Source organism: Streptomyces sp. NPDC028419, from assembly GCF_055565515.1.
In genome coordinates this window covers 1-21,318 of sequence record NZ_JBVHUE010000056.1, presented here as the reverse complement: position 1 = coordinate 21,318, position 21,318 = coordinate 1, and the positions used below count along the sequence as shown (strand labels likewise).

Genomic DNA, 21,318 nt, shown 5'->3' with positions numbered 1-21,318 from the left:
CGCGAGGTGAGTGAGTCCGACGCCTTCCCCGGGTCCCGTGAGGGAGTGTCCGGGGGCGTCGGAGCTGCGGTTTCGGGGTTCCTGATTCGCACAGGCAGACCACCGGTCCACGGGGTACCAGCCTATCAGCGACCCGGACAGTCCGCCTCCGGCCACGCGCGCGCCGCACGCGGGACGGCTCCGCACCACGGTCCCCGCCGGCCACCCCCGTGCCCGTTGGCAACGCCAACACCCGTCACCCGTTTGGCTCAGGCATATTCTTCCAAGACTTAAGGAGATCACTAGGGTGCCGTCATATCCTGCTCGGATATCACTCAGCGGGAATCGCACAACGCAAGCGCCCTTCGGGGCGGACGTGGCCGTTCGACTGGAGATCCAACGTGTCCGGGCGCATCGAGGATTACGCACTGATCGGGGACATGCAGACCGCCGCACTGGTCTGTCGGGACGGCTCGGTGGACTGGTTGTGTCTGCCACGTTTCGATTCCCATGCCGTCTTCGCGGCTCTCCTGGGGACCGAGGACCACGGTTTCTGGCGCATCGGCCCGGCCTTCGCCCCGGGCACCACGGCGCCGCGGGCCGACCGCCGCCGCTACGACGGCGACTCCCTGGTGCTGGAGTCCGAGTGGGACACCCCGCGCGGCACGGTGCGTGTGACCGACTTCATGCCGCCGCGCGAGGACCACGCCCCGCAGCTGATCCGGATCGTCGAGGGCGTCAGCGGCCGGGTGCCGATGCGCTCCGCGCTGCGGATGCGCTTCAGCTACGGCCGCGTGGTCCCGTGGGTGCACAAGGTGGACTCCCGTACGGTCGCCGTCGCGGGCCCGGACTCGGTCTGGCTGGACACGGACGCGGAGACCTACGGCAAGGACCTCACGACGTACGCCGACTTCACGGTGGCTCCCGGCGAGCGGGTCGCCTTCTGCATCAGCTGGCAGCCCTCGCACAAGGAGCCGCCGGAGGCGCCCGACGCCGAGGCGGCGCTGGAGGCCACCACCGGGTTCTGGCGCGAGTGGGTCGAGCAGTGCACGTACCACGGCCCCTACCGGGAGGCCGTGGTCCGCTCCCTGATCACCCTCAAGGCCCTGACCTACGCCCCCACCGGCGGCATCGTGGCCGCGCCGACCACCTCCCTGCCGGAGGAGATCGGCGGCGTCCGGAACTGGGACTACCGCTACACCTGGCTGCGCGACGCCGCGATCACCCTCTCCTCGCTGCTGCGCACCGGCTACCGCGCGGAAGCCGCCGCCTGGCGCGAGTGGCTGCTGCGGGCGGTGGCGGGCGACCCGGAGAACCTGCAGATCATGTACGGGATCGCGGGCGAACGGGAGCTGGGCGAGACCGAGCTGGACTGGCTGCCCGGATACGAGAACTCCACGCCCGTGCGCGTGGGCAACGGCGCGGCGCACCAGCTCCAGCTCGACGTGTACGGCGAGGTCACCGAGGCCCTGCACCTGGGCCACATGACGGGCCTGGCCCGCAACGACTACGCGTCGCTGCTCCAGCTCAAGCTGATCCGCTACCTGGAGACCCACTGGAACGAGCCGGACGAGGGCATCTGGGAGGTGCGCGGCCCGCGCCGCCACTTCGTGCACTCGAAGGTGATGGCGTGGGTGGCCGTGGACCGCACGATCAAGCTGATCGAGAGCGGGGACGCGGACGGCCCGCTGGAGCGCTGGCGCGAGCTGCGCGACGAGATCCACCAGGACGTGTGCGAGAAGGGCTACGACAAGGAACGCAACACCTTCACCCAGTCGTACGGGTCGAAGGAGCTGGACGCCTCCTTGCTGCTCATCCCGCAGATGGGCTTCCTGCCGCCGGACGACAAGCGGGTCATCGGCACCATCGAGGCGATCCAGCGGGAACTGTCCACCCCGGACGGCTTCATCCTGCGCTACCCGACGGCCGGCGACGAGGCGGGCGTGGACGGCCTGGAGGGCGACGAGGGCGCGTTCCTGGCGTGCTCGTTCTGGATGGCCGACGACCTCGCGATGATCGGCCGCGTGGACGAGGCGCGCCGCCTCTTCGAGCGCCTGCTGTCGCTGCGCAACGACCTCGGCCTGCTGGCGGAGGAATGGGACCCCCGCCTCCAACGCCAGGTGGGCAACTTCCCCCAGGCCTTCAGCCACGTCCCCCTGATCGACACCGCCCTCCGCCTCACAGCCAGCGGCGCCTACGGCGGCTAACCCCCCACCAACCCAACCGCCCCGACCCAACCACCCCGGGCCCACCCACTCCAGCCCCGCCAACCACCCCGGGCCCGCCCAATCCAGCCCCGCCAACCCACCCGGGCCCGCCCAATCCAGCCCCGCCGGCGTTTGAGGCGCCGCCGGAGGCACAGCGGGCCCGGCGGCGGCCGACGGGCACAGCGGCGGCCCGGCGGCGGCCGACCGACCCCCCGCACCGGCCCCCGCCCGCCCCGGCAGGACAGGCGGCCCCACCCCCCACGCCCTACGCTGGAGACGTCCAGTGCCCCTCCGCGGAAGGGGGCAGCCATGGCGCCCCTCTCGAAGGCGGGCGCGGCCCTCACCGCGCTCCGCGAGGATCTGTCCGGCGAGGTGTTCGCCCCGGACGATCCGGGATACGACGACGCCCGCACCGTGTTCAACGGCATGGTCGACCGCCGCCCCGCCGCCATCGCCCAGTGCGAGAGCGAACCCGACGTCGTCACCGCGATCCGCTTCGCCCGCCAGCTGGACCTGCCCGTCGCGATCCGCGGCGGCGGCCACAGCGTCGCGGGCAACGCCCTGGGTGACGGCGCCCTCGTCGTCGACCTGCGCCGGATGAACGAGGTGACCGTCCACCCCGCCGCCCGCGCGATCCGGGTCGCCGGCGGCGCCCTGATGGGCGACCTCGACCGGGCCTGCGCCCCGCACGCCCTCGCCACCACCGGCGGCCGCGTCTCCACCACCGGCGTCGGCGGGCTCGTACTCGGCGGCGGTTCCGGCTGGTTGGACCGTGCCTTCGGCCTCGCCGCGGACAACCTCCTCGGCGTGGACCTGGTCACCGCGGACGGCGAGATCCTGACCGCGACCGCCGAGGACAACACCGAACTCTTCTGGGCCCTGCACGGCGGCGGCGGCAACTTCGGCGTCGCGACCTCCCTGACCCTGCGCGCCCACCCGCTGCCCGCCTTCGCGATCGCACTGATGCTCTACGAGCCGGAGTCCGGGCCCGAGGTGGCCCGCCTCTACCGCGACCTGCTGGAGGCGGCCCCGCCCCGGGCCGGCGGCGGCGTGATCTTCATGACCGGTCCGCCCGCCCCCTTCGTACCCCCCGAACGGGTCGGCACCCTGCTGTGCGGCGCGCTGGTGACGTACGCCGGCACCGAGGAGGAGATGCGCGGGGTGGCGGGGCCGCTGCTGGCCCTGCCCCACGTGGCGGAGCTGGTCACGGCCATCCCGTACGCCGACTTCCAGTGCATGCTCGACGACCCCCCGGGCCTGCGCAACTACTGGTCGGCGGAGTACCTGACGGGGGCCCCTGACGCGCTGCTCGACGTCTTCTGCGCCCGCGCCTCCTCGATGCCGGTCCCCACCGCCACCCAGCACGTGCTCTTCCCGCTGGGCGGTGCGATCGCCGACGGCCCGAAGGACTACCCGGTGCCGTACCGGGATTCCCCCTGGGCCGTGCACCCCTTCGCGGCCTGGGAGGACCCGGCCGACGACGAGCGCTGCCGCCAGTGGGTCAAGGACGTACGGGCGGACGCCGAGCCGTGGAGCACGGGCGCCGTGTACCTCAACTTCACCGGTGACGAGGGGCCCGAGCGGGTCGCGGCCGGGCTCGGTGCGGAGAACCTGCGCCGGCTGGCCGGGGTGAAGGCCCAGTACGACCCCGACAACGTCTTCCGCTTCAACCACAACATCAAACCGGCCTGATCACAGCGCCGCGCACCCCTGATAGCGTCCCGAGATATGGACAACCAGGGCGGGATCACCGTTCAGCGCGCGCTGGAGCTGCCGGGACTGCGCAGCGGGCTGCCGGAGGTCATGGCGGGCGCGGACCGGCTGGGCCGCACCGTGCGGTGGGTGCACGCGGGCGAGGTGCCCAACATCGCCTCCCTGCTCAAGGGCGGCGAACTGCTGCTGACCACGGGGCTCGGGCTGGGCACCCGGCCGAGCGAGCAGCGGGCGTTCGTGCGCCGGCTCGCCGACCGGGGGATCGCCGCGCTCGTCGTCGAGCTGGGCCCGCGGTTCACCAAGCTGCCCGCCACGATCGTGGAGACGGCGCGCGCCGCCGGGCTGCCGCTGGTCCAACTGCACCGGGAGGTGCCCTTCGTCACCGTGACGGAGGAGGTCCACACCGAGATCGTCAACGGCCACTACGCGCTGCTCCAGCGCGCCGAGGAAGTCCACCGGCGCTGTACGGAGGCGCTGCTGGGCGGCGGCGGCATCCCCCAGGTGCTGCGCATCCTCGCGGACTTCACCGCCAACCCGGTGTTCCTGGAGACCCCCGACGGGCAGCTGCTGTTCGCGGCCGCCAGCACGGCGGGCGAGGCCGCGGCCGACCCGCTCCAGGTCTGGGAGGGCCTGCGCGGCCAGCGCGAGGCCGAGCCGTCGGCGCACGCCGTGGTGGTCGACGTACCGGGCGGCGGGCACGGCACCGGTTCGGTCCGGGCGCGGCTGGTCCTGCTCGGGGTCTCGGCCCCGCTGCTGCCGGTGCACCGGATGGCGGCGGAGCGGGCCGCGGGGGTGCTGGCGGTGGTGCTGATGCAGGCCCGCCAGGAGGACGAGCTGGCGGCGCGCGGGCGCGGGGACTTCCTGACCGACCTCGCGGAGGGCCGGATCAGCGCCGACGACGCCCCGGCGCAGGCGCGCGTCCTGGGCTTCAAGCCGGGCGCCGGGCCGCTGCTGCCGATCGTGATGCGGCTCGCCTCCGACCTCGGCCCGTCGGGGAACTGGGCCGTGCTCGCGCGGGCCGTGCTGGAGGAGCTGGCGGCGGTCGGCGTGCCGGTGCTGCTGGGCGTGCGGCCCGTGGAGGGGCGGGTGCCGCTGCTGGTGTCCCTGCGGGCCGAGTCGGAGCGCACGACGGTCGCCGACCGGGTCGCGGCGGCGCTGCGGGCCGGGGTGGAACGGGCCGGGCTGGACCGGGCGGGCGCTCCGCCCGCGGTGGTCGTCGGGGTGGCGGGCGGCTGGGCGGCGGCCTCCGCGGGCCTGCGGCACGCGGCCGAGACCGCGACGGCGGCGCAGGGGCTGCCCGCACGGCCCTGGTACGACGCGCGCCGACTGGACATCGACCTGCTGCTGTGGCGGCTGCGCGAACAGCCGGACCTGGCCGCCTTCGTGGAGCGGGCGATCGGTGCGCTGCGCACCCACGACCTGACCTCGAAGCCGCCGCTGCTGCCCACGCTGGAGACGTACCTGGCCCACGCGGGCCGCAAGGCGGAGACGGCGCGGGAGCTGCACCTGAACCGCCAGACCCTCTACAACCGGCTGGCCCGCATCGCGGAGCTGCTGGGCACGGACCTGGACGACCCCGAAACGGTCCTCTCCCTGAGCCTGGCCCTAAGAGCCCGCCGCCACGTCTCGTAGCCCCCGGCGCCTCAAACTCCCCCAGCCACCACTGGGAATGACCGGCCCACCGGGCCAATTCAGCCCCGCCGGCGTTTGAGGCGCGGGGTCCGGGGCGGGGCCCTGAGCCTGCCGGCGAGGCTCGTATGGCCTCCGGCAGCGCCTCAAACGCCGGCGAGGCTGAAAGCGGCGGCCCCGGACCAGCAGGTGCGGCTGACGCGGACGAGTCCGCCGAGCCGAGCCCACCCAGCCCCGCCGGCGTTTGAGGCGCACCCAGCCCCGCCGGCGATTGAGGCGCGGGGTCCAGGGCGGAACCCTGAGCCTGCCGGCGAGGCTCGTGTAGCCTCCGGCAGCGCCTCAAACGCCGGCGAGGCTGAAAGTGGCGGGCCCGGGCCGGTCAGCGGCCCCAGCGTTCCATCAGTTCGTCGTACACGGACAGCACCTGGGCCACCGTGTCGTCCTCCGACGGCCACGTCGCGGCCTGGGCCCGCCCGGCCTCCGCCAGCACGGCCCGCCGGGTCGGGGACGACAGCAGCCCGCTCACCCCGGCGGCCAGCGCCTCCGCGTCCCCGTACGGCACCAGCACCGCCGCCTCGCCGACCAGTTCCGGCACGCCGCCGACCTCGGTCGCCACCAGCGCCACCCCGGCCCGCAGGGCCTCCTGGGCCAGCAGCGAGCGCGCCTCCCACCGGCTCGGCAGGACCGCGACGTCGGCCGCGGCCAGCAGCTCGGCCGCGTCCGGCCGCCGCCCGAGCAGCCGTACGGGCAGGTCCTCGTCCACGATCCGGCGCGTCAGCTCCGGCCGCAGCGGCCCCTCCCCCGCGATCACCAGCAGCGGTACGGGGTCCAGCGCCCGCCAAGAACGCGCCGCGTCCAGCAGCACCCCGTACCCGCGGTGCGCCACCAGGCTGCCGACGGCGATCAGCAACGGCCGTTCCACCACGCCCAGTTCCGCCCGGACCTTCTCAAGGTCGCACCGGGCCCGCGCCCCGGGAACCGTCACCGGGGCCAATCGCGCGTCGCGGGCCCCGCGCAGCCGGGCCAGGTCCACCTGGTCCGACGAGGTCCCCAGGACCACCGCGGCCGCCCGCGCCACCCGGCGTTCCATCAGCCGGGCGAGCCGCCCGAGCGCACCCTTGGCCCCGGGTCCACCGCCGTGCCAGGTCACCACCAGCGGCACCCGCCGCCCGCGCAGGGCCAGCGCGGCCCGCATTCCGGCCTGCACCCCGTGCGCGTGGACCACGTCGGCCCCGGCGCACGCGGCCCGCAGCGCGCTCACCGCGTCGGGGGCGAACTGCGCCCCGGCACCGGTGAAGTCGTACTCCCCCTCCGCTTCGGCGGGCGCGCACACCGTCACCCGTAGCCCGCGGGCGGCGAGCCCGGTGGCCAGCGAGCGCACGTGGGCGCTGCTGCCCGCGCCGGCGCCGCCGAGGACTTGGACGGTGCGCAGGGGAGGTCGCCCGTACGGCTGGACCGGGACTGGTACCGCGGAGCTGCTCACGGGCCGGGCTCCTGGAGGAGGGAGTCAGGGACGTCGCCCAGGATGCCAGCCCGCACGCGCGTTCCGGGACCATACGGGTGCGGATCCCGTGCGAGGGCCCGTCACATGGCCCCGGCTATCACCCACATAGGTGAGGACGGGGCGCGTCCCGTGCCGCGGCCGCGGGCCGGAACGTGACGGAGCCCGGGAGCATGTCCAGCTCCCGGGCTCCAGCTTGCCACCCATTTGCGCACACCGGCGGCGTTTAAGAGCCGCGGATCATGTTGAGATCGACGTGTTCTGCCTTTGAACTACAGCGCCACGAGAGAGGCGCCGGGGGGACTTGAACCCCCATCCGTCGATGTTCGCCCGCGCTCGGTCGATCCGGTGTTCGGCGGCGAATACTGAGACTGGAGCGAGAATCTGAGATTGACGGGGCCGCCTCTGCCGGGCTTGGGCCACCCCCGCACGTGGTGCGGGGGGAGGGATTCGAACCCCCAACTGACACCCCTTCTTCAGCTTCAACATCAGTTTCAGCTTGCGCTCTTCGCGCACCCCCCGCTCGCGACGGGGGGCGTGTGTGGGGCTACCGGAAGAGGTAGCCGAATACCGCGTCGCCGATCCGCTGGTCGGTGACCTCGGTGTTGTTCGCCTCCTCGCGGGCGAACTTGACGGCCTGCTGGAGCTTCTCGACGCGGTCGAGGAGCTCGTTGACCCGTCGGGCGGGCAGCGCGCCGGAGAACTTCACCGTGGTCCAGTAACCGACCGGTACGTCCTCGTAGTACACCTCGACCTGCGCCGGGTGCTTCTCCGTGGCCTCGGCCTTGACGTGGTTGCGCGGCACCTTCTTCGTGCGGATGGTCCGCACCGGGTCCGTCTTCCACGAGTCCGTCGAGGGGTCCAGGTTCCACGACTCGGAGGCGTCGAGCACCGGCAGCTTGCGCACGAAGGTGTGCAGGTCGGTGAGTTGCTTCTCCAGGAACAGCAGGTAGGGCACGGGCACCTGGGGCAGCAGCACCGCGCCGTCGACCACCACGTCCGCGACGGCGGACCGGTTCGCCCAGTCCTTCGTCGCGGTCACGTCGAAGAGCCGCGTCAGCGTCCCCGCGGTCGCCCGCAGGGCGTCCTCGGCCTTGATCTGCACCCGCGTGGACTCGGGCGGCAGCTGCTCGCCCTCCTCGTCCTTGGGCTGGTAGGTCCGGGAGATGCCGGCGAGCAGGGCGGGCTTCTGCACGTCCTGGTGAGCCTGGGTCAGCTCCTGGAGGGCCTTGGACTTGACGCCCTTTTCGACTGCGATGATCTGATTCAGCTTCGGCACACGGCGAACCTAACAACCGTGCACCGCAAGCACATCCGAATTAAACGCCGTCGGCGCGCGCGGTCTCCAGCAGCTCCTCCGCGTGCGCCCTGGCCGTCTCCGAGTCCTCCTGGCCGGCCAGCATCCGCGACAGCTCGCGGATCCGGTCCTCGCCCTCCAGGACGGTGACGCCGCTGCGGGTGACGGACCCGTCGACGGTCTTCTCCACCAGCAACTGCCGGTCCGCGAAGGCCGCCACCTGCGGGAGGTGCGTGACGACGACGACCTGCGCGGTCTTCGCCAGCTTCGCGAGGCGCCGGCCGACCTCGACCGCCGCCTTGCCGCCGACGCCCGCGTCGACCTCGTCGAAGAGGTACGTCGGCACCGGGTCCGAGCCCGCGAAGACCACTTCGACCGCCAGCATCACCCGGGAGAGCTCACCGCCGGAGGCGCCCTTGGCGATCGGCCGCGGCTGCGCGCCCGGGTGCGGGGCGAGCAACAGCTCCACCTCGTCGGCGCCCGAGGGCCCGTAGGTCACCACGCGACCGCCGACCTCGACACCCTCGCCCGAGGGGTCCTCGGTCTGGCGGATGTCGATGCTCACGCGGGCGTGCGGCATGGCCAGCGAGGCCAGTTCGGCCGTGACGGCGGAGCCGAAGCGCGTGGCCGCCTCCGTCCGCGCGTCGGTCAACGCCTGGGCCAGCCCGGACAGTTCGGAGCGCAGTGCATCGCGCTCGGCGGTCAGCTCCTCGATCCGGTCGTCGTCCCCGTCGAGTTCCAGCAGGCGTACGGAGCCCCGCTCGGCCCACTCCAGGACGGAGTCCACGGTGGCTCCGGCGGCGCCGGCGTGCCCGTACTTGCGGGTCAGCTGGGTCAGTGCGGCGCGCCGCTCCTCGACCGCCGCCAGCCGCAGCGGATCGGCGTCGAGCCCGTCGGCGTAACCGGCCAGCTCGCCCGCCACGTCGGCGAGCAGGATCCCCAGCTCCCCGATCCGTTCGGCGAGCACGCCGAGCGCCGGGTCGTGGGCGCGCACGGACTCCAGCGCCCGGTGCGCGCCCGCGACCATGGTGTTGGCGTCGACGCCCTCGGGGTCCTCCGGATTGCCCGCGAGCGCGGCGTGCGCGGCGGCCGCCGCGGAGGCCAGGGATTCGGCGTGGCCGAGCCGCTCGGCCTCGGCGGCCAGCTCGACGTCCTCGCCGGGCAGCGGCTCCACGGCCGCGATCTCCTCCAGGCCGAAGCGCAGCAGGTCCGCCTCCTGGGCCCGCTCCCGGGCCCGGGTGGTGATCGCGTCCAGTTCGCCGGCCACCGCCCGCAGCCGCCGGTGGGCGGCCGCGTACTTCTCCAGCGGGACCGCGACCGCGTCACCGGCGTACCGGTCGAGGGCCTGGCGCTGGCGCGCGGGGCGCATCAGGCCCTGCTGGTCGGTCTGCCCGTGGACGGCGACCAGGTCGTCCGCCAGCTCGCCGAGCAGGCCGACGGGCACCGAGCGGCCGCCCACGTGGGCGCGGGAACGTCCCTCCGCGGAGACCGTGCGGCTGATCAGCAGGGCGCCGTCGTCCAGCTCGGCCCCGGCCTCCTCGGCCCGCAGCGCGGCGGGAGCGCCCGGGCGCAGCACGATCCGGCCCTCGACGATCGCGGCCTTGGCCCCGATCCGTACGAGCGCCGGGTCGGCCCGTCCACCGAGCAGGAGCCCGAGGCTCGTGACGACCATCGTCTTGCCCGCACCGGTCTCGCCCGTCACCGCGGTGAAACCGGGCGACAGCTCGACCACCGCGTCGTCGATGACTCCGAGCGACCGTATCCGCATCTCCTCAAGCACGCCCCAGACGATACCGAGGTTTCCCGCGCGCCATGCGCCGTCCCCGCGGCGACCGCCCTCGGACGGGCTCGATCGGACGAGCCGGTGCGGACGCCCTAGGCCCTGTCGTCAAAGTGCCGTCTGCCTCGCGACGCCTGGCACGCGCTCTCGCCGCACCGGGCGAAAGCCAAGTACGTCCAGTACGCGGGCTTCCGCCCGGCACGGCGAGAGCACGCACCAGACGCCGCGGGGCCGCCCTTCGGGCGACGACGGCACTTTGACGACAGGACCTAGTGGGGCGCCCCGCGCCACCCCGACACCGGGAGGGCGAACTTCGCGACGAGGCGGTCGGTGAAGGACGCGTGGTGCAGTCGGGCGAGCCGGACCGGGACGGCGCCCCGGCGGACCTCCACCCGGGCCCCGGCGGGCAGGTCCAGCGTGCGGCGGCCGTCGCACCACAGGACGCCGTGCGGGGTACCGGGCTGGACCTCCACCGCGAGCACCGAGTCCGGCGAGGTGACCAGCGGCTTCGCGAAGAGTGCGTGCGCGCTGATCGGGACCATCAGCAGGGCCTCGACCTCCGGCCAGACCACCGGTCCGCCCGCGGAGAAGGCGTAGGCCGTGGAACCGGTCGGGGTGGCGCAGACGATCCCGTCGCAGCCGAAGCCGGTCACCGGCCGCCCGTCGATCTCCAGGACCACTTCGAGCATCCGCTCCGGGGACACCTTCTGGACGGCCGCCTCGTTGAGCGCCCAGTCCCGGTGCACGACGTCGCCGTTGGTGTGGACGGCCACGTCGAGGGTCATCCGCTCCTCGACCTCGTACGCCCTGGTGACCACCCGGTCGACGACCTTGTCCAGGTCGTCCCGCTCGGCCTCGGCGAGGAACCCCACCCGGCCCAGGTTGACGCCCAGCATCGGCACCCCGGAGCCGCGCGCGAACTCCGCGCCGCGCAGCAGCGTGCCGTCACCGCCCAGCACGATGAGCAGCTCACAGCCGTCCAGGACGCCGGGGGTGGACTCGGTGACGAGTTCCACCTCGGGCGGCAGCGGCAGGTCCGCCGCCTCGTGCCGCAGCACCCGCACGCCCAGTCCGCAGCGCAGCAGGCCCTGGACGACCAGCTCGGCGCTGCGGATGGCCGCGGGCCGCCCGGTGTGCGCGAGCAGGAAGACGGTGCGTGTTGCTGCCCCACCCGTTGCTGAATCTGTCACTGCGGCCCCTCCGCCACTGCACGGTCAACATCCGCCGGGTCGAGCGCCGGTGCCCCCGCCCGCAGCCACAGAAAATACTCGACGTTGCCGGACGGGCCCGGAAGGGGACTCGCGGTGACGCCCAACACACCCAGTCCCAGCTTCCCCGCCTGCCGGGCGACCTCGCGCACGGCCTCCGCCCGCAGTTCGCTGCTGCGGACGACGCCACCGCTGCCGAGCCGGTCCTTGCCGACCTCGAACTGCGGCTTGACCATGAGCACGAGGTCGGCGTCCGGCGCCGTGCAGCGCACCAGCGCGGGCAGCACCAGGCCGATGGAGATGAAGGAGAGGTCGCCCACGACCAGGTCGGCGGGGATCCCGTCGATCTGCTCCAGCGTCAGCTCGCGGACGTTCGTCCGGTCCTTCACCGTGACCCGCTCGTCGCTCTGCAGCGACCAGGCGAGCTGCCCGTAGCCGACGTCGACGGCGACGACGTGCGCGACGCCGGAGCGCAGCAGTACGTCGGTGAACCCGCCGGTGGAGGCGCCGGCGTCCAGCGCCCGGCGGCCCTCGACGACCAGCCCGTGGGGGCGGAAGGCGTCCAGCGCGCCGGCCAGCTTGTGGCCGCCGCGCGAGACGTAGTCGGGGTCGCTGTCGTCCTTGAGGACCACGAGCGCCGCGGCGGTCTCGACCTGGGTGGCGGCCTTGGTCGCGGTCGCCCCGCCCACGGTGACCCGGCCCGCGGCGATCAGCTGCGCGGCGTGCTCGCGCGAGCGGGCCATGTTGCGGCGCACCAGTTCGGCGTCCAGGCGGCGGCGTGCCACTCCTGCCACGTTCGGTTCAGCTCCTGAGGTCGTACGGCGTTGTCTGGGCGGGCGGCGGCGCGTCGAGCGCGGTCAGCTCGTCGCGCAGTGCCCGGTGTACATCCTCGTACACGGCGACGTGCCCGTCCGCCGGGAGGTGGTCGGCGTCCGCCAGCCGTTCGAGTCCCGCGTCCACCGGGTCGTGGCCGGTGGGGGTGCGTACGACGCCCAGCGGCGCGGGGCCGCCCGGCTCGGGCGGGGCCTCGGGCACGGCCTGGGGCACGGCCTCGGGCGCTTCGTCGGTCATGCTCCGACGCTACCCCGAAGCGGGCCGCCGCCACGCATGGCTCTGCGGTACGGTCGGGATCACCATGGCGACGATCGAAGAGTGCCGCGCAGCACTCGACAAACTCTCCGACAACCTGGCCGGATCCGACGGGGACGTGCGCGGCGCGGTCGCGCTCGACCGCTCCCTGAGCTGCCACATCACCGATCTGGACCAGACCTTCACGGGCCGTCTCGACGGCGGCCGGATCCGGGTGGACGCGGCCTCGCCGCACCCCGGACCGCCCCGCGCCAAAGCGGAGGTCCGCCTCTCGATGAGCGGCGACGACCTCCTGGCGATGGTCGCGGGCGAGCTGAGGTTCGCGAAGGCCTGGGCCTCCGGCCGGGTCGGGCTGGAGGCCGGCTTCCGCGACCTGCTGCGGCTGCGCAGCCTGCTCTAGGGGGCCGTCGCCGCCGCGGGGGTCTTCGTACGGGCCCCGCGCGCGGCGGGGATCACCAGCGGCGTCCCCGTCTCCGGGTCGTCGATGATCTGGCAGCGCAGCCCGAAGACCCGCTCCACCAGCTCGGCGGTGACCACCTCGGCGGGCGGCCCCTCGGCGACGACCTGGCCGTCGCGCATCGCGATCAGGTGCGTGGCGTAGCGGGCGGCGTGGTTGAGGTCGTGCAGCACCGCGACCAGCGTCCGCCCCCGCTCCTCGTGGAGCTCCGCGCACAGGTCGAGCACGTCGATCTGGTGCTGGATGTCCAGGTACGTCGTCGGCTCGTCCAGCAGCAGGAGCGGGGTCTGCTGGGCCAGGGCCATCGCGATCCACACGCGCTGGCGCTGCCCGCCCGAGAGTTCGTCCACGGCCCGGTCGGCGAGTTCGGCGACCCCGGTCGAGGCCATCGACTCCTCGACGATCCGCTCGTCCTCGGGCGACCACTGGCGCAGCAGGCCCTGGTGCGGGTAGCGGCCGCGCGAGACCAGGTCGGCGACCGTGATGCCGTCGGGGGCGATCGAGGACTGCGGGAGCAGGCCGAGCCTCCTGGCCACCTTCTTCGCGGGCATCGAGCCGATCGCGTGCCCGTCCAACAGCACCTGCCCGGCGGCGGGCTTGAGCATCCGCGACAGGGCGCGCAGCAGGGTGGACTTGCCGCAGGCGTTGGGACCGACGATCACCGTGAAGGAGTGGTCGGGGATCTCCACCGACAGGTTCTCGGCGATGACCCGCTGGTCGTATCCGAGGGTGACGTTCTGCGCGGTCAGCCGCTGCACTGGGGGTACTCCTTGGGTTCCGACCCGGGTCGCGGGCCGATTCACGGGCTGGCTAACGGGCTGGTTCACGGGCTGGTTCACGGGGAGTCCGCTCATATCCGGCCCGCCTTGCGTTCCGTGACGAGCAGCCACAGCAGGTAGACGCCGCCGACGAGGCCCGTCACCACGCCGACCGGGAGCTGATCGGAGCCGAAGGCGCGCTGCGAAGCCCAGTCGGACAGCAGCAGCAGTACGGCGCCCATGAGCGCGCCGGAGAGCAGGTTCGAGCCGGGCGAACGGGTCAACCGGCAGGCCAGTTGGGGCGCGGCCAGCGCGACGAAGCTGATCGGGCCGGCGGCGGCGCTCGCCGCCGTGGTCAGGACGATCGCCGCGAGCATCAGCAGGATCCGGGTGCGCTCCACCCGGACGCCCAGCGCGTACGCGGCGTCGTCGCCCATCTCCATCATGCGCAGCGCCCGGCCCTGGCCCAGCACCAGCGGGAAGACCACCAGGCAGGTCACGAGCAGCGGCCACACCTGGGCCCAGTCCCGCCCGGCCAGTGATCCGGTCAGCCACACCATCGCCCGGGAGGCCTCGACCAGTTGGGCCTTCGTCAGCAGGTACTGGATGACGGCGACGAGCATCGCGGAGGCGCCGATGCCGACGAGGACGAGGCGGTAGCCCTGGATGCCCTGCTTGTAGGCCAGCAGGTAGACGACCGCGCCGGTCAGCACGCCGCCGACGACCGCGCCGGTGGCCACCGCGCTCGCGTCGCCCTTGAACAGGATGATCACGACGAGCGCGCCGACCGCGGATCCGTAGCCGAAGCCGAGCAGGTCCGGGGAGCCCAGCGGGTTGCGGGAGACCGACTGGAAGATGCCGCCGGCCATCCCGAGGGCCGCGCCGACGAGCAGGGCGACGATCACCCGCGGCAGCCGCAGGTCGTTGATGACGAAGTCGTGGGCGGGAGTGCCGTTGCCGGCCAGCGTCCTGACGACGTCCAGCGGGGCGATCTCGAAGTCGCCGGTCCCGATGAGCAGTACGGCCAGTACCAGCGCGGCGGCCAGCAGCAGCAGGCCGACGGCCACGGCGCGCGGCTCCAGGCGCAGGGAGATCCCGCCGGGCGTGCGCACCCCCCGCGACGTCCGCCCCTTCGACCCCTTCGCGCCCTGCGCGGCGGTCCCGGTCTTCGCGTTCACAGCTGGGCCATCCTCTTGCGCCGGACGAGGTAGATGAAGACCGGCCCGCCGATGAGCGCGGTGACGATGCCGACCTGCAGCTCCGCCGGTCGGGTGACGACCCGGCCGACGACGTCCGCGCCGAGCAGCAGGGCCGGCGAGAGCACCGCGGAGTAGACGAGCACCCAGCGCATGTCCGGTCCGGTGAAGAAGCGCACCAGGTGCGGGATCATCAGCCCGATGAAGACGATGGGCCCGCAGGCGGCGGTCGCCGCACCGCAGAGCAGGGTGATCGCCACCATGGCGGTGATCCGGGTCAGGGTCAGGTTCGCGCCGAGCGCCCGCGCGGTGTCGTCGCCCATCGCCATGGCGTTGAGCGGCCGCCCCAGGCAGAGCGCGAGGACCGCGCCCACCAGGAGGAACGGCGCCACCTGGCGCACGGTCTCCATGTTGGCCGAGGCCAGCGAACCGACGGTCCAGAAGCGCAGCTTCTCCAGCGCCTTGCTGTCCATGAGCTGCACGGCGTTGATGTAGCCGACGAGCGCGGCGCTGGCCGCCGTACCGGCGAGGGCGAGCCGGACCGGCGTGGCGCTGCGGCTGCCGCCCAACACGTAGACGACCACGGAGACGACGGCGGCGCCGAGGAAGGCCCACCAGACGAACTCGCTCAGGCTGGACGCCCCGAAGAAGCTGATGGCGGAGACCACGGCCGCCGCGGCGCCCGCGTTGACGCCGAGGATGCCCGGTTCGGCGAGCGGGTTGCGGGTCAGCGCCTGCATCACCGCGCCGGAGAGACCGAGGCCGAGGCCGACCATCAGGCCGAGGAGGGTCCGGGGCACCCGAAGGTCCTTGACCACCACGTCCGCGGGCGTGCCCGTGTAGTGGAACAGGCCGTGCCAGACCTGATCGAGCGGCATCTGCTTGGCACCCACGGCGATGCTCGCCAGCGCGATCAGCACCAGCGCCGCGAGGGCGGCCAGCAGACCGGCGGCGCGCGCCGCATGGCGCGGGCGGGGGGCGGCCGTCGCGGCCGCGCTCTGTTCGGGGGGACTCTCGACCAACACGCAGGTTAGGTTAGCCTACCCTCCACCTCGCCCAGGTCACCCGAACGGCCCTTGCGCGGGGGCCGCCTCCCCGGAAGTGCCGGGCCGGGGCCGGGCACCTCCGGGGTGGGCGCGGACCGCGGGACGGCCTACAGACCCAGCCGGGCCAGCGCCTTGCCCGCGTCCAGCGCGCAGGACCCGTCCCCGGCGTGCGTCCAGGCCGCCGCGCACAGCGCCCGCAGCCCGTCCAACGGATCGTGCGGATCGCCCCCGTCGTCCACCCCGGCGTCCACCCCGTCGTCGTCCGCCGCGCGCAGCTCCAGTACGCCGTCCCGTGCGAGCGCGGTCCACGCCCCGCAGCGGAAGCCCTCCCCGGCCCCGACCACCTCGGGCTGCCCGGTCAGCAGCCCCCGCAGGTCCCGATCCACGTACGTCGGCCGGTACTTCGGCTCCGCCCGCAGCAGCTGCGCCCCGTCCGTCACCCCGGTCAGCACGAGCAGCGAGTCCACCTCCCCGTGGAAGGCGCCCTCGATGTCGGTGTCCAGCCGGTCCCCGACCACCAGCGGCCGCTCGGCCCCGGTCCGCAGGATCGTTTCGCGGTGCATGGGGGGCAGCGGCTTCCCCGCCACCTGCGGCTCCGCGCCCGTGGCGATCCGTACGACCTCCACCGCGGCGCCGTTGCCCGGCGCGATGCCCCGCGCGCTCGGGATCGTCAGGTCGGTGTTGGACGCGAACCACGGCACCCCGCGCGCGATCGCGTACGAGGCCTCCGCGAAGCGCCCCCACGGCATGTCCGGGCCGCCGAAGCCCTGGACCACCGCCGCCAGGTCCTCCTCGTCCGCCGATTCCACCGGCACGAGCCCGCGCTCGCGCAGCGCGACCCGCAGCCCCTCACCACCGATGACCAGCACCTTCGATCCGGCGGGCACCTGATCCGCGATCAGTCGGGCCACCGCCTGCGCCGAGGTGATCACCTCGGCCGCCTCGGAGGGGATGCCCAGCTCGGTCAGGTGCGCGGCGACCGTGTCGGGGGTCCGCAGCGCGTTGTTGGTGACGTAGGCGAGGTGCATCCCCTCGGACCGGGCCGCGAGCAGCGATTCCACGGCGTGCGCGATCGCCTCGCCCCCCGCGTACACCACCCCGTCGAGGTCCAGCAGGGCGGTGTCGTACGCCTGGTGCAGACTGCGCTCGCTGCCCGCGGGCCTGGTCCTGCTCTGCCGGGTCATCGTGACCGTCCCTTCGTCCCATCTGGCCAGTTCCGTGCTCGTTCTGATCATCCCGCACCTTGAGACGGGACTTACCATGCACCAATGACCACACTTGGTACCGAGGAACACGGAATGCACGACGGGCTGCGCCTGATGCCATTCCACGGGCTGCGTTACGTCCCGGAGCGCGTCGGCAGCCTCGCCGCCGTCACCTCACCCCCTTACGACGTGGTCGTCCGACCTGACGGACTCCATCACCTCGAATCGGCGGATCCCCACAACATCGTCCGTCTCATCCTGCCGCAGGCCGACACGCCTTCCGCGCGCAACGAACAGGCCGCCCGGACCCTGCACGACTGGCTCGCCGAGGGCATCCTCAGCGCCGATCCGGAACCGGCCCTGTACGTGTACGAGCAGCGCAGGGGCGACATGCTCCAGCGCGGGGTGATCGGCGCGCTCGCCCTGTCCACGGCCGACGCCGGGATCGTGCTGCCGCACGAGGACGTCATGCCGCACGTGGTCACCGACCGCGCCGGTCTGATGCGCGCCACCTCCGCCAACCTGGAACCGCTGCTGCTGACCTACCGCAGCGACGACGGCGGCGGCGCCACCGGGGCGGTCGGGGCGGCCGACGTGGTCGAGGCCACCGCCGGGCGGGCCCCGCTGCTGTCCACCACCACCGAGGACGGCTTCTGCCACCGGCTGTGGGCCATAACCGACCCCGCCGAACTGGCAGCCGTCACCGCCGACCTCGGGCACCGCCAGGCCCTCATCGCCGACGGCCACCACCGCTGGGCGACGTACCTGCGCCTCCAGGAGGAGCACCTCAGCCCCACCCCGTGGGACTTCGGCCTCGTCCTGCTCGTGGACACGGCCCGCTACCCGCTCCAGGTCCGCGCGATCCACCGGATGCTGCGCCGCCTGCCGGTCGCCGACGCGCTGGCCGCGCTGGAGGGCTCGTTCCGCGTCCGCCGGATCGACGGCACGCTGGACGAAGCGCTGACCGCCCTCGGCACGGCCTCCGAAGCCGGCAACGCCTTCCTGCTCACCGGCGACGGCGGCTTCCACCTGGTCACCGACCCCGACCCGGAACTGATCGACCGGACGGTCCGCCACGACCGCCCCGAGGCCTGGCGCCGGCTCGACGCGACCGTCCTGCATGCGACCCTGCTGGACGCCCTGTGGCAGGTCCCCGACTCCGCCGAACACATCATGTACATCCACGACACCGAGGCGACGGTCGACATGGCCGAGCGCAACGGCGGCACGGCGGTACTGCTCCACCCGGTACGCGAGGACGTGGTCCGCGAGCTGGCCCGCCAGGGCGTCACGATGCCCCGCAAGTCCACCTCCTTCGGCCCGAAGCCGGCGACCGGGCTGGTCCTGCGCAGCCTGAACTGACCGCGGGTCCGTCGACCCCGAAAATGAAGAAGGGCGGTACCCCCGAGGGGGTACCGCCCTTCTTCATGCTTCACACCGTGCGTCAGGCCTTGTCGCGGCCCTGGTCCTCGGCGGCGCGGTCGAGCTCGTCGTCCTCGACGAGGATCTCGTCGGCGACGTCGGCGTCGGCTTCGGCGCGGGCGATCAGCTCGTCCTCGTCGTCCTCGTCGTCGACCTCGCGGGCCTCGGCCGACTCGTACGCGTCGTCCTCGTCGTCCTCACGGGCGTCGGACGGCTCGTACTCGTCGTCGTCCTCGTCGTAGTACTCGACGACGCCCTTGTCGTCGGAGTCCTGGACCCGACGGTCCTCGTCGCTGAGCGCGGCGCGGTCGTCGTCATCGTCCTCGTCGTCCATCGCGTCGACGAACTCGACGCCGTCCAGCTCGGCGAGCCGGTCGGAGGCGTCGGTCGAGCCGTCCTTGTCGGACTCGATCGTCTTGGCGAACCACTCGCGCGCCTCGTCCTCGCGGCCGTTGGCCAGCAGGGCGTCGGCGTAGGCGTACCGCAGGCGGGCGGTCCACGGCTGCACGGTGGCGGAGGCCAGCTCGGGGCTCTGCAGGGTCACGATGGCGGCGTCGAGCTGCCCCATGTCCCGCCGGGCACCGGCCGCGACGAGACGCATCTCGACCTGGCCGGCCTTGTCCAGCTTCTGCACCTCGGGCTCGCCGGCCATCGCCAGCGCCCGCTCCGGACGGCCGAGGCCGCGCTCGCAGTCGGCCATGACGGGCCACAGCTCGACCGAACCGGTCATCCGCTTCGCGGCACGGAACTCGGCGAGCGCCTCGCTGTACTTCTGCGTGGCGTACGCCGCGAAGCCGGCGGCCTCACGGACGGCGGCGACGCGCGAGGCCAGCCGCAGCGCGATGCGGGCGTAGGCGTATGCCTGCTCCGGGTCCTCGTCGATCAGCCGGGCCACCATGACCAGGTTGCGCGAGACCTCCTCGGCGAGGCCCTTCGGCAGGCTCAGCAGCTCCTGGCGAACGTCCGCGTCGATCTCGTGACCGGTGACGTCGTCGTCGATCGGAAGGCGCTTGATCGGCTCGCGGTCGCGGTAGTCGCTGTCGCGGTCGTCACGACCGCCACGGAACCCACCACGGTCGCCGCCCCGGTCACCCCGGTCGTCGCGACGGGGGTAGCTCGGACGGTCGCCGCCCCGGTCGTCGCGGCCGCGGAAGCCGCCGCCCTGCGGACGGTCGCCACCACGGTCATCACGGCGCGGGAAGCTCGGGCGGTCACCGCCGCGGTCGTCACGACCGCCACGGAACCCACCACGGTCATCATCACGACGCGGGAAGCTGGGACGGTCGCCACCACGGTCATCACGGCGCGGGAAGCTGGGACGGTCACCGCCGCGGTCGTCACGACCGCCACGGAACCCACCACGGTCATCATCACGACGCGGGAAGCTGGGACGGTCGCCACCGCGGTCGTCGCGGCCGCGGAAGCCGCCGCCCTGCGGACGGTCGCCACCACGGTCATCACGACGCGGGAAGCTCGGACGGTCCCCACCACGGTCGTCACGACCGCCACGGAACCCACCACGGTCATCATCACGACGCGGGAAGCTCGGACGGCTCCCACGGTCGTCGTCGCGACGGGGGTAGCTCGGACGGTCGCCACCACGGTCGTCACGACGGAAACCGCCGCCACCACCCTGCGGGCGCCCACCACGGTCGTCATCACGACGCGGGTAGCTCGGACGGTCGCCACCGCGGTCATCGCGACGGAAGCCGCCGCCCTGCGGACGGTCGCCACCACGGTCGTCACGACGCGGGAAGCTCGGACGGTCGCCGCCACGGTCGTCACGACGGAAACCGCCGCCACCACCCTGGGGACGCCCACCACGGTCGTCATCACGACGGGGGAAGCTGGGACGGTCGCCACCGCGGTCGTCGCGGCCGCGGAAGCCGCCGCCCTGCGGACGGTCGCCACCACGGTCGTCACGACGCGGGTAGCTCGGACGGTCCCCACCACGGTCATCGCGACGGAAGCCGCCGCCCTGCGGACGGTCGCCACCACGGTCATCACGACGCGGGAAGCTCGGACGGTCCCCACCACGGTCATCGCGACGGAAACCGCCGCCACCACCCTGCGGGCGCCCACCACGGTCGTCATCACGACGCGGGTAGCTGGGACGGTCCCCACCCCGGTCGTCACGACGGAAACCGCCGCCACCACCCTGCGGGCGCCCACCACGGTCGTCATCACGACGGGGGAAGCTCGGACGGTCGCCACCGCGGTCGTCACGGCGGAAGCCGCCGCCCTGCGGACGGTCGCCACCACGGTCATCACGACGCGGGAAGCTCGGACGGTCCCCACCACGGTCGTCACGACGGAAACCGCCGCCACCACCCTGCGGGCGCCCACCACGGTCATCATCACGACGGGGGAAGCTCGGACGGTCGCCGCCACGGAAGCCGCCGCCCTGCGGGCGGTCGCCGCCACGGTCGTCGCGACGGAAGCCGCCGCCACCACCCTGGGGACGCCCACCACGGTCGTCACGACGGAAACCGCCGCGATCACCACCGCGGTCGTCACGGCCCCCGCGGTAGCCGCCCCTGTCACCGCCGTCGTTACGACGAGGCTCGCGCTCCGGACGATCGTCGGGAGAGTTGGACATGGGTGTGACTCCTGTCTTCGGGGTACCGCTAGTCATTCTCGCGCAACCAACCCATGGCCGCGCTTCGGCGCAAATCGAATAAAAACAAAAAGGACCCTTGGTCCAGCGTTGAACGCTGGACCAAGGGTCCTTTGAAAGATTGTTCGGCGGCGTCCTACTCTCCCACAGGGTCCCCCCTGCAGTACCATCGGCGCTGAAAGGCTTAGCTTCCGGGTTCGAAATGTAACCGGGC

16 protein-coding genes, 1 rRNA gene and 1 pseudogene are annotated in these 21,318 nt (G+C 73.3%); 5 read left to right on the top strand and 13 right to left on the bottom strand.

Features of this window, described 5'->3' with window-relative positions; all coding sequences use genetic code 11:
* The first annotated feature begins 380 nt into the window (after positions 1 to 380).
* The 3 genes from ACZ4UB_RS37560 (at position 381) to ACZ4UB_RS37550 (ending at position 5,531) form a co-directional block, all read left to right on the top strand.
* Complete coding sequence (locus ACZ4UB_RS37560) at positions 381 to 2,186, top strand: glycoside hydrolase family 15 protein (protein WP_468077469.1); 1,806 nt, start codon at positions 381 to 383, stop codon at positions 2,184 to 2,186.
* A gap of 309 nt (positions 2,187 to 2,495) precedes the next feature.
* Positions 2,496 to 3,878 (top strand): FAD-binding oxidoreductase, encoded by a 1,383-nt coding sequence (locus ACZ4UB_RS37555; protein WP_468077468.1) that lies wholly within the window; start codon positions 2,496 to 2,498, stop codon positions 3,876 to 3,878.
* A 36-nt stretch (positions 3,879 to 3,914) separates the two neighbouring features.
* Positions 3,915 to 5,531, top strand: a complete 1,617-nt coding sequence (locus tag ACZ4UB_RS37550; protein ID WP_468077466.1) for a PucR family transcriptional regulator — start codon at positions 3,915 to 3,917, stop codon at positions 5,529 to 5,531.
* Positions 5,532 to 5,907: 376 nt separating this feature from the next.
* Here the strand turns inward: ACZ4UB_RS37550 and ACZ4UB_RS37545 are convergent, their stop codons facing one another.
* The 6 genes from ACZ4UB_RS37545 to ACZ4UB_RS37520 all read right to left on the bottom strand — a co-directional run bounded on the left by ACZ4UB_RS37545 (position 5,908) and on the right by ACZ4UB_RS37520 (position 12,385).
* Positions 5,908 to 7,011, bottom strand: coding sequence for a glycosyltransferase family 4 protein (locus ACZ4UB_RS37545; protein WP_468077464.1), 1,104 nt, complete (start codon positions 7,009 to 7,011; stop codon positions 5,908 to 5,910).
* Between the two features lie 565 nt (positions 7,012 to 7,576).
* Positions 7,577 to 8,308, bottom strand: a complete 732-nt coding sequence (locus ACZ4UB_RS37540) for a DUF7873 family protein (RefSeq protein ID WP_468077462.1) — start codon at positions 8,306 to 8,308, stop codon at positions 7,577 to 7,579.
* A 40-nt stretch (positions 8,309 to 8,348) separates the two neighbouring features.
* Positions 8,349 to 10,094, bottom strand: a complete 1,746-nt coding sequence (recN, locus tag ACZ4UB_RS37535) for a DNA repair protein RecN (RefSeq protein ID WP_468077497.1) — start codon at positions 10,092 to 10,094, stop codon at positions 8,349 to 8,351.
* A 281-nt stretch (positions 10,095 to 10,375) separates the two neighbouring features.
* Positions 10,376 to 11,296 (bottom strand): NAD kinase, encoded by a 921-nt coding sequence (locus tag ACZ4UB_RS37530; RefSeq protein WP_468077460.1) that lies wholly within the window; start codon positions 11,294 to 11,296, stop codon positions 10,376 to 10,378.
* Positions 11,293 to 12,108, bottom strand: coding sequence for a TlyA family RNA methyltransferase (locus tag ACZ4UB_RS37525; protein ID WP_468077458.1), 816 nt, complete (start codon positions 12,106 to 12,108; stop codon positions 11,293 to 11,295). The genes ACZ4UB_RS37530 and ACZ4UB_RS37525 overlap by 4 nt, the downstream gene beginning before the upstream one ends.
* Before the next feature lie 7 nt (positions 12,109 to 12,115).
* Positions 12,116 to 12,385 carry a hypothetical protein gene (locus tag ACZ4UB_RS37520; protein ID WP_468077456.1) on the bottom strand — a complete coding sequence of 90 codons (270 nt, stop codon included), beginning with the start codon at positions 12,383 to 12,385 and terminating at the stop codon, positions 12,116 to 12,118.
* 64 nt (positions 12,386 to 12,449) lie between these two features.
* Between ACZ4UB_RS37520 and ACZ4UB_RS37515 the strand changes: the two genes are divergently transcribed.
* Entirely contained in the window at positions 12,450 to 12,803 is a 354-nt protein-coding gene (locus ACZ4UB_RS37515) for an SCP2 sterol-binding domain-containing protein (protein ID WP_468077454.1), read from the top strand.
* On the opposite strand, the gene ACZ4UB_RS37510 is transcribed toward ACZ4UB_RS37515, so the two are convergent.
* From ACZ4UB_RS37510 to ACZ4UB_RS37495, 4 genes are all read right to left on the bottom strand, one after another.
* Complete coding sequence (locus ACZ4UB_RS37510) at positions 12,800 to 13,618, bottom strand: ABC transporter ATP-binding protein (protein WP_468077452.1); 819 nt, start codon at positions 13,616 to 13,618, stop codon at positions 12,800 to 12,802. The genes ACZ4UB_RS37515 and ACZ4UB_RS37510 overlap by 4 nt on opposite strands.
* Positions 13,619 to 13,710: 92 nt before the next feature.
* Positions 13,711 to 14,796 carry a FecCD family ABC transporter permease gene (locus ACZ4UB_RS37505; protein ID WP_468077450.1) on the bottom strand — a complete coding sequence of 362 codons (1,086 nt, stop codon included), beginning with the start codon at positions 14,794 to 14,796 and terminating at the stop codon, positions 13,711 to 13,713.
* Positions 14,793 to 15,839, bottom strand: a complete 1,047-nt coding sequence (locus ACZ4UB_RS37500) for a FecCD family ABC transporter permease (protein WP_468077448.1) — start codon at positions 15,837 to 15,839, stop codon at positions 14,793 to 14,795. The genes ACZ4UB_RS37505 and ACZ4UB_RS37500 overlap by 4 nt, the downstream gene beginning before the upstream one ends.
* A gap of 128 nt (positions 15,840 to 15,967) precedes the next feature.
* Positions 15,968 to 17,044, bottom strand: a complete 1,077-nt coding sequence (locus ACZ4UB_RS37495) for an HAD hydrolase-like protein (RefSeq protein WP_468077495.1) — start codon at positions 17,042 to 17,044, stop codon at positions 15,968 to 15,970.
* Between the two features lie 84 nt (positions 17,045 to 17,128).
* Between ACZ4UB_RS37495 and ACZ4UB_RS37490 the strand changes: the two genes are divergently transcribed.
* Positions 17,129 to 18,427, top strand: coding sequence for a DUF1015 family protein (locus ACZ4UB_RS37490; protein WP_468077446.1), 1,299 nt, complete (start codon positions 17,129 to 17,131; stop codon positions 18,425 to 18,427).
* An 82-nt stretch (positions 18,428 to 18,509) separates the two neighbouring features.
* Here ACZ4UB_RS37490 and ACZ4UB_RS37485 read toward each other — a convergent pair whose 3' ends face one another.
* The 3 genes and pseudogenes from ACZ4UB_RS37485 to rrf form a co-directional block, all read right to left on the bottom strand.
* Positions 18,510 to 19,385 carry a tetratricopeptide repeat protein gene (locus ACZ4UB_RS37485; RefSeq protein ID WP_468077493.1) on the bottom strand — a complete coding sequence of 292 codons (876 nt, stop codon included), beginning with the start codon at positions 19,383 to 19,385 and terminating at the stop codon, positions 18,510 to 18,512.
* A 552-nt stretch (positions 19,386 to 19,937) separates the two neighbouring features.
* Positions 19,938 to 21,059: pseudogene (locus ACZ4UB_RS37480) on the bottom strand (hypothetical protein); the annotation flags it as partial.
* A 168-nt stretch (positions 21,060 to 21,227) separates the two neighbouring features.
* Positions 21,228 to 21,318, bottom strand: a 5S ribosomal RNA gene (gene rrf, locus ACZ4UB_RS37475); the annotation flags it as partial.

Excerpts from the sequence above, each read along its gene's own strand:
- ACZ4UB_RS37555 (WP_468077468.1), top strand. The coding sequence starts at position 2,496 with ATGGCGCCCCTCTCGAAGGCGGGCGCGGCCCTCACCGCGCTCCGCGAG.
- ACZ4UB_RS37550 (WP_468077466.1), top strand. The coding sequence starts at position 3,915 with ATGGACAACCAGGGCGGGATCACCGTTCAGCGCGCGCTGGAGCTGCCG.
- recN (WP_468077497.1), bottom strand. The coding sequence starts at position 10,094 with ATGCGGATACGGTCGCTCGGAGTCATCGACGACGCGGTGGTCGAGCTG.
- ACZ4UB_RS37520 (WP_468077456.1), bottom strand. The coding sequence starts at position 12,385 with ATGACCGACGAAGCGCCCGAGGCCGTGCCCCAGGCCGTGCCCGAGGCC.
- ACZ4UB_RS37515 (WP_468077454.1), top strand. The coding sequence starts at position 12,450 with ATGGCGACGATCGAAGAGTGCCGCGCAGCACTCGACAAACTCTCCGAC.
- ACZ4UB_RS37495 (WP_468077495.1), bottom strand. The coding sequence starts at position 17,044 with ATGACCCGGCAGAGCAGGACCAGGCCCGCGGGCAGCGAGCGCAGTCTG.
- ACZ4UB_RS37490 (WP_468077446.1), top strand. The coding sequence starts at position 17,129 with ATGACCACACTTGGTACCGAGGAACACGGAATGCACGACGGGCTGCGC.
- ACZ4UB_RS37485 (WP_468077493.1), bottom strand. The coding sequence starts at position 19,385 with ATGGTGGCCCGGCTGATCGACGAGGACCCGGAGCAGGCATACGCCTAC.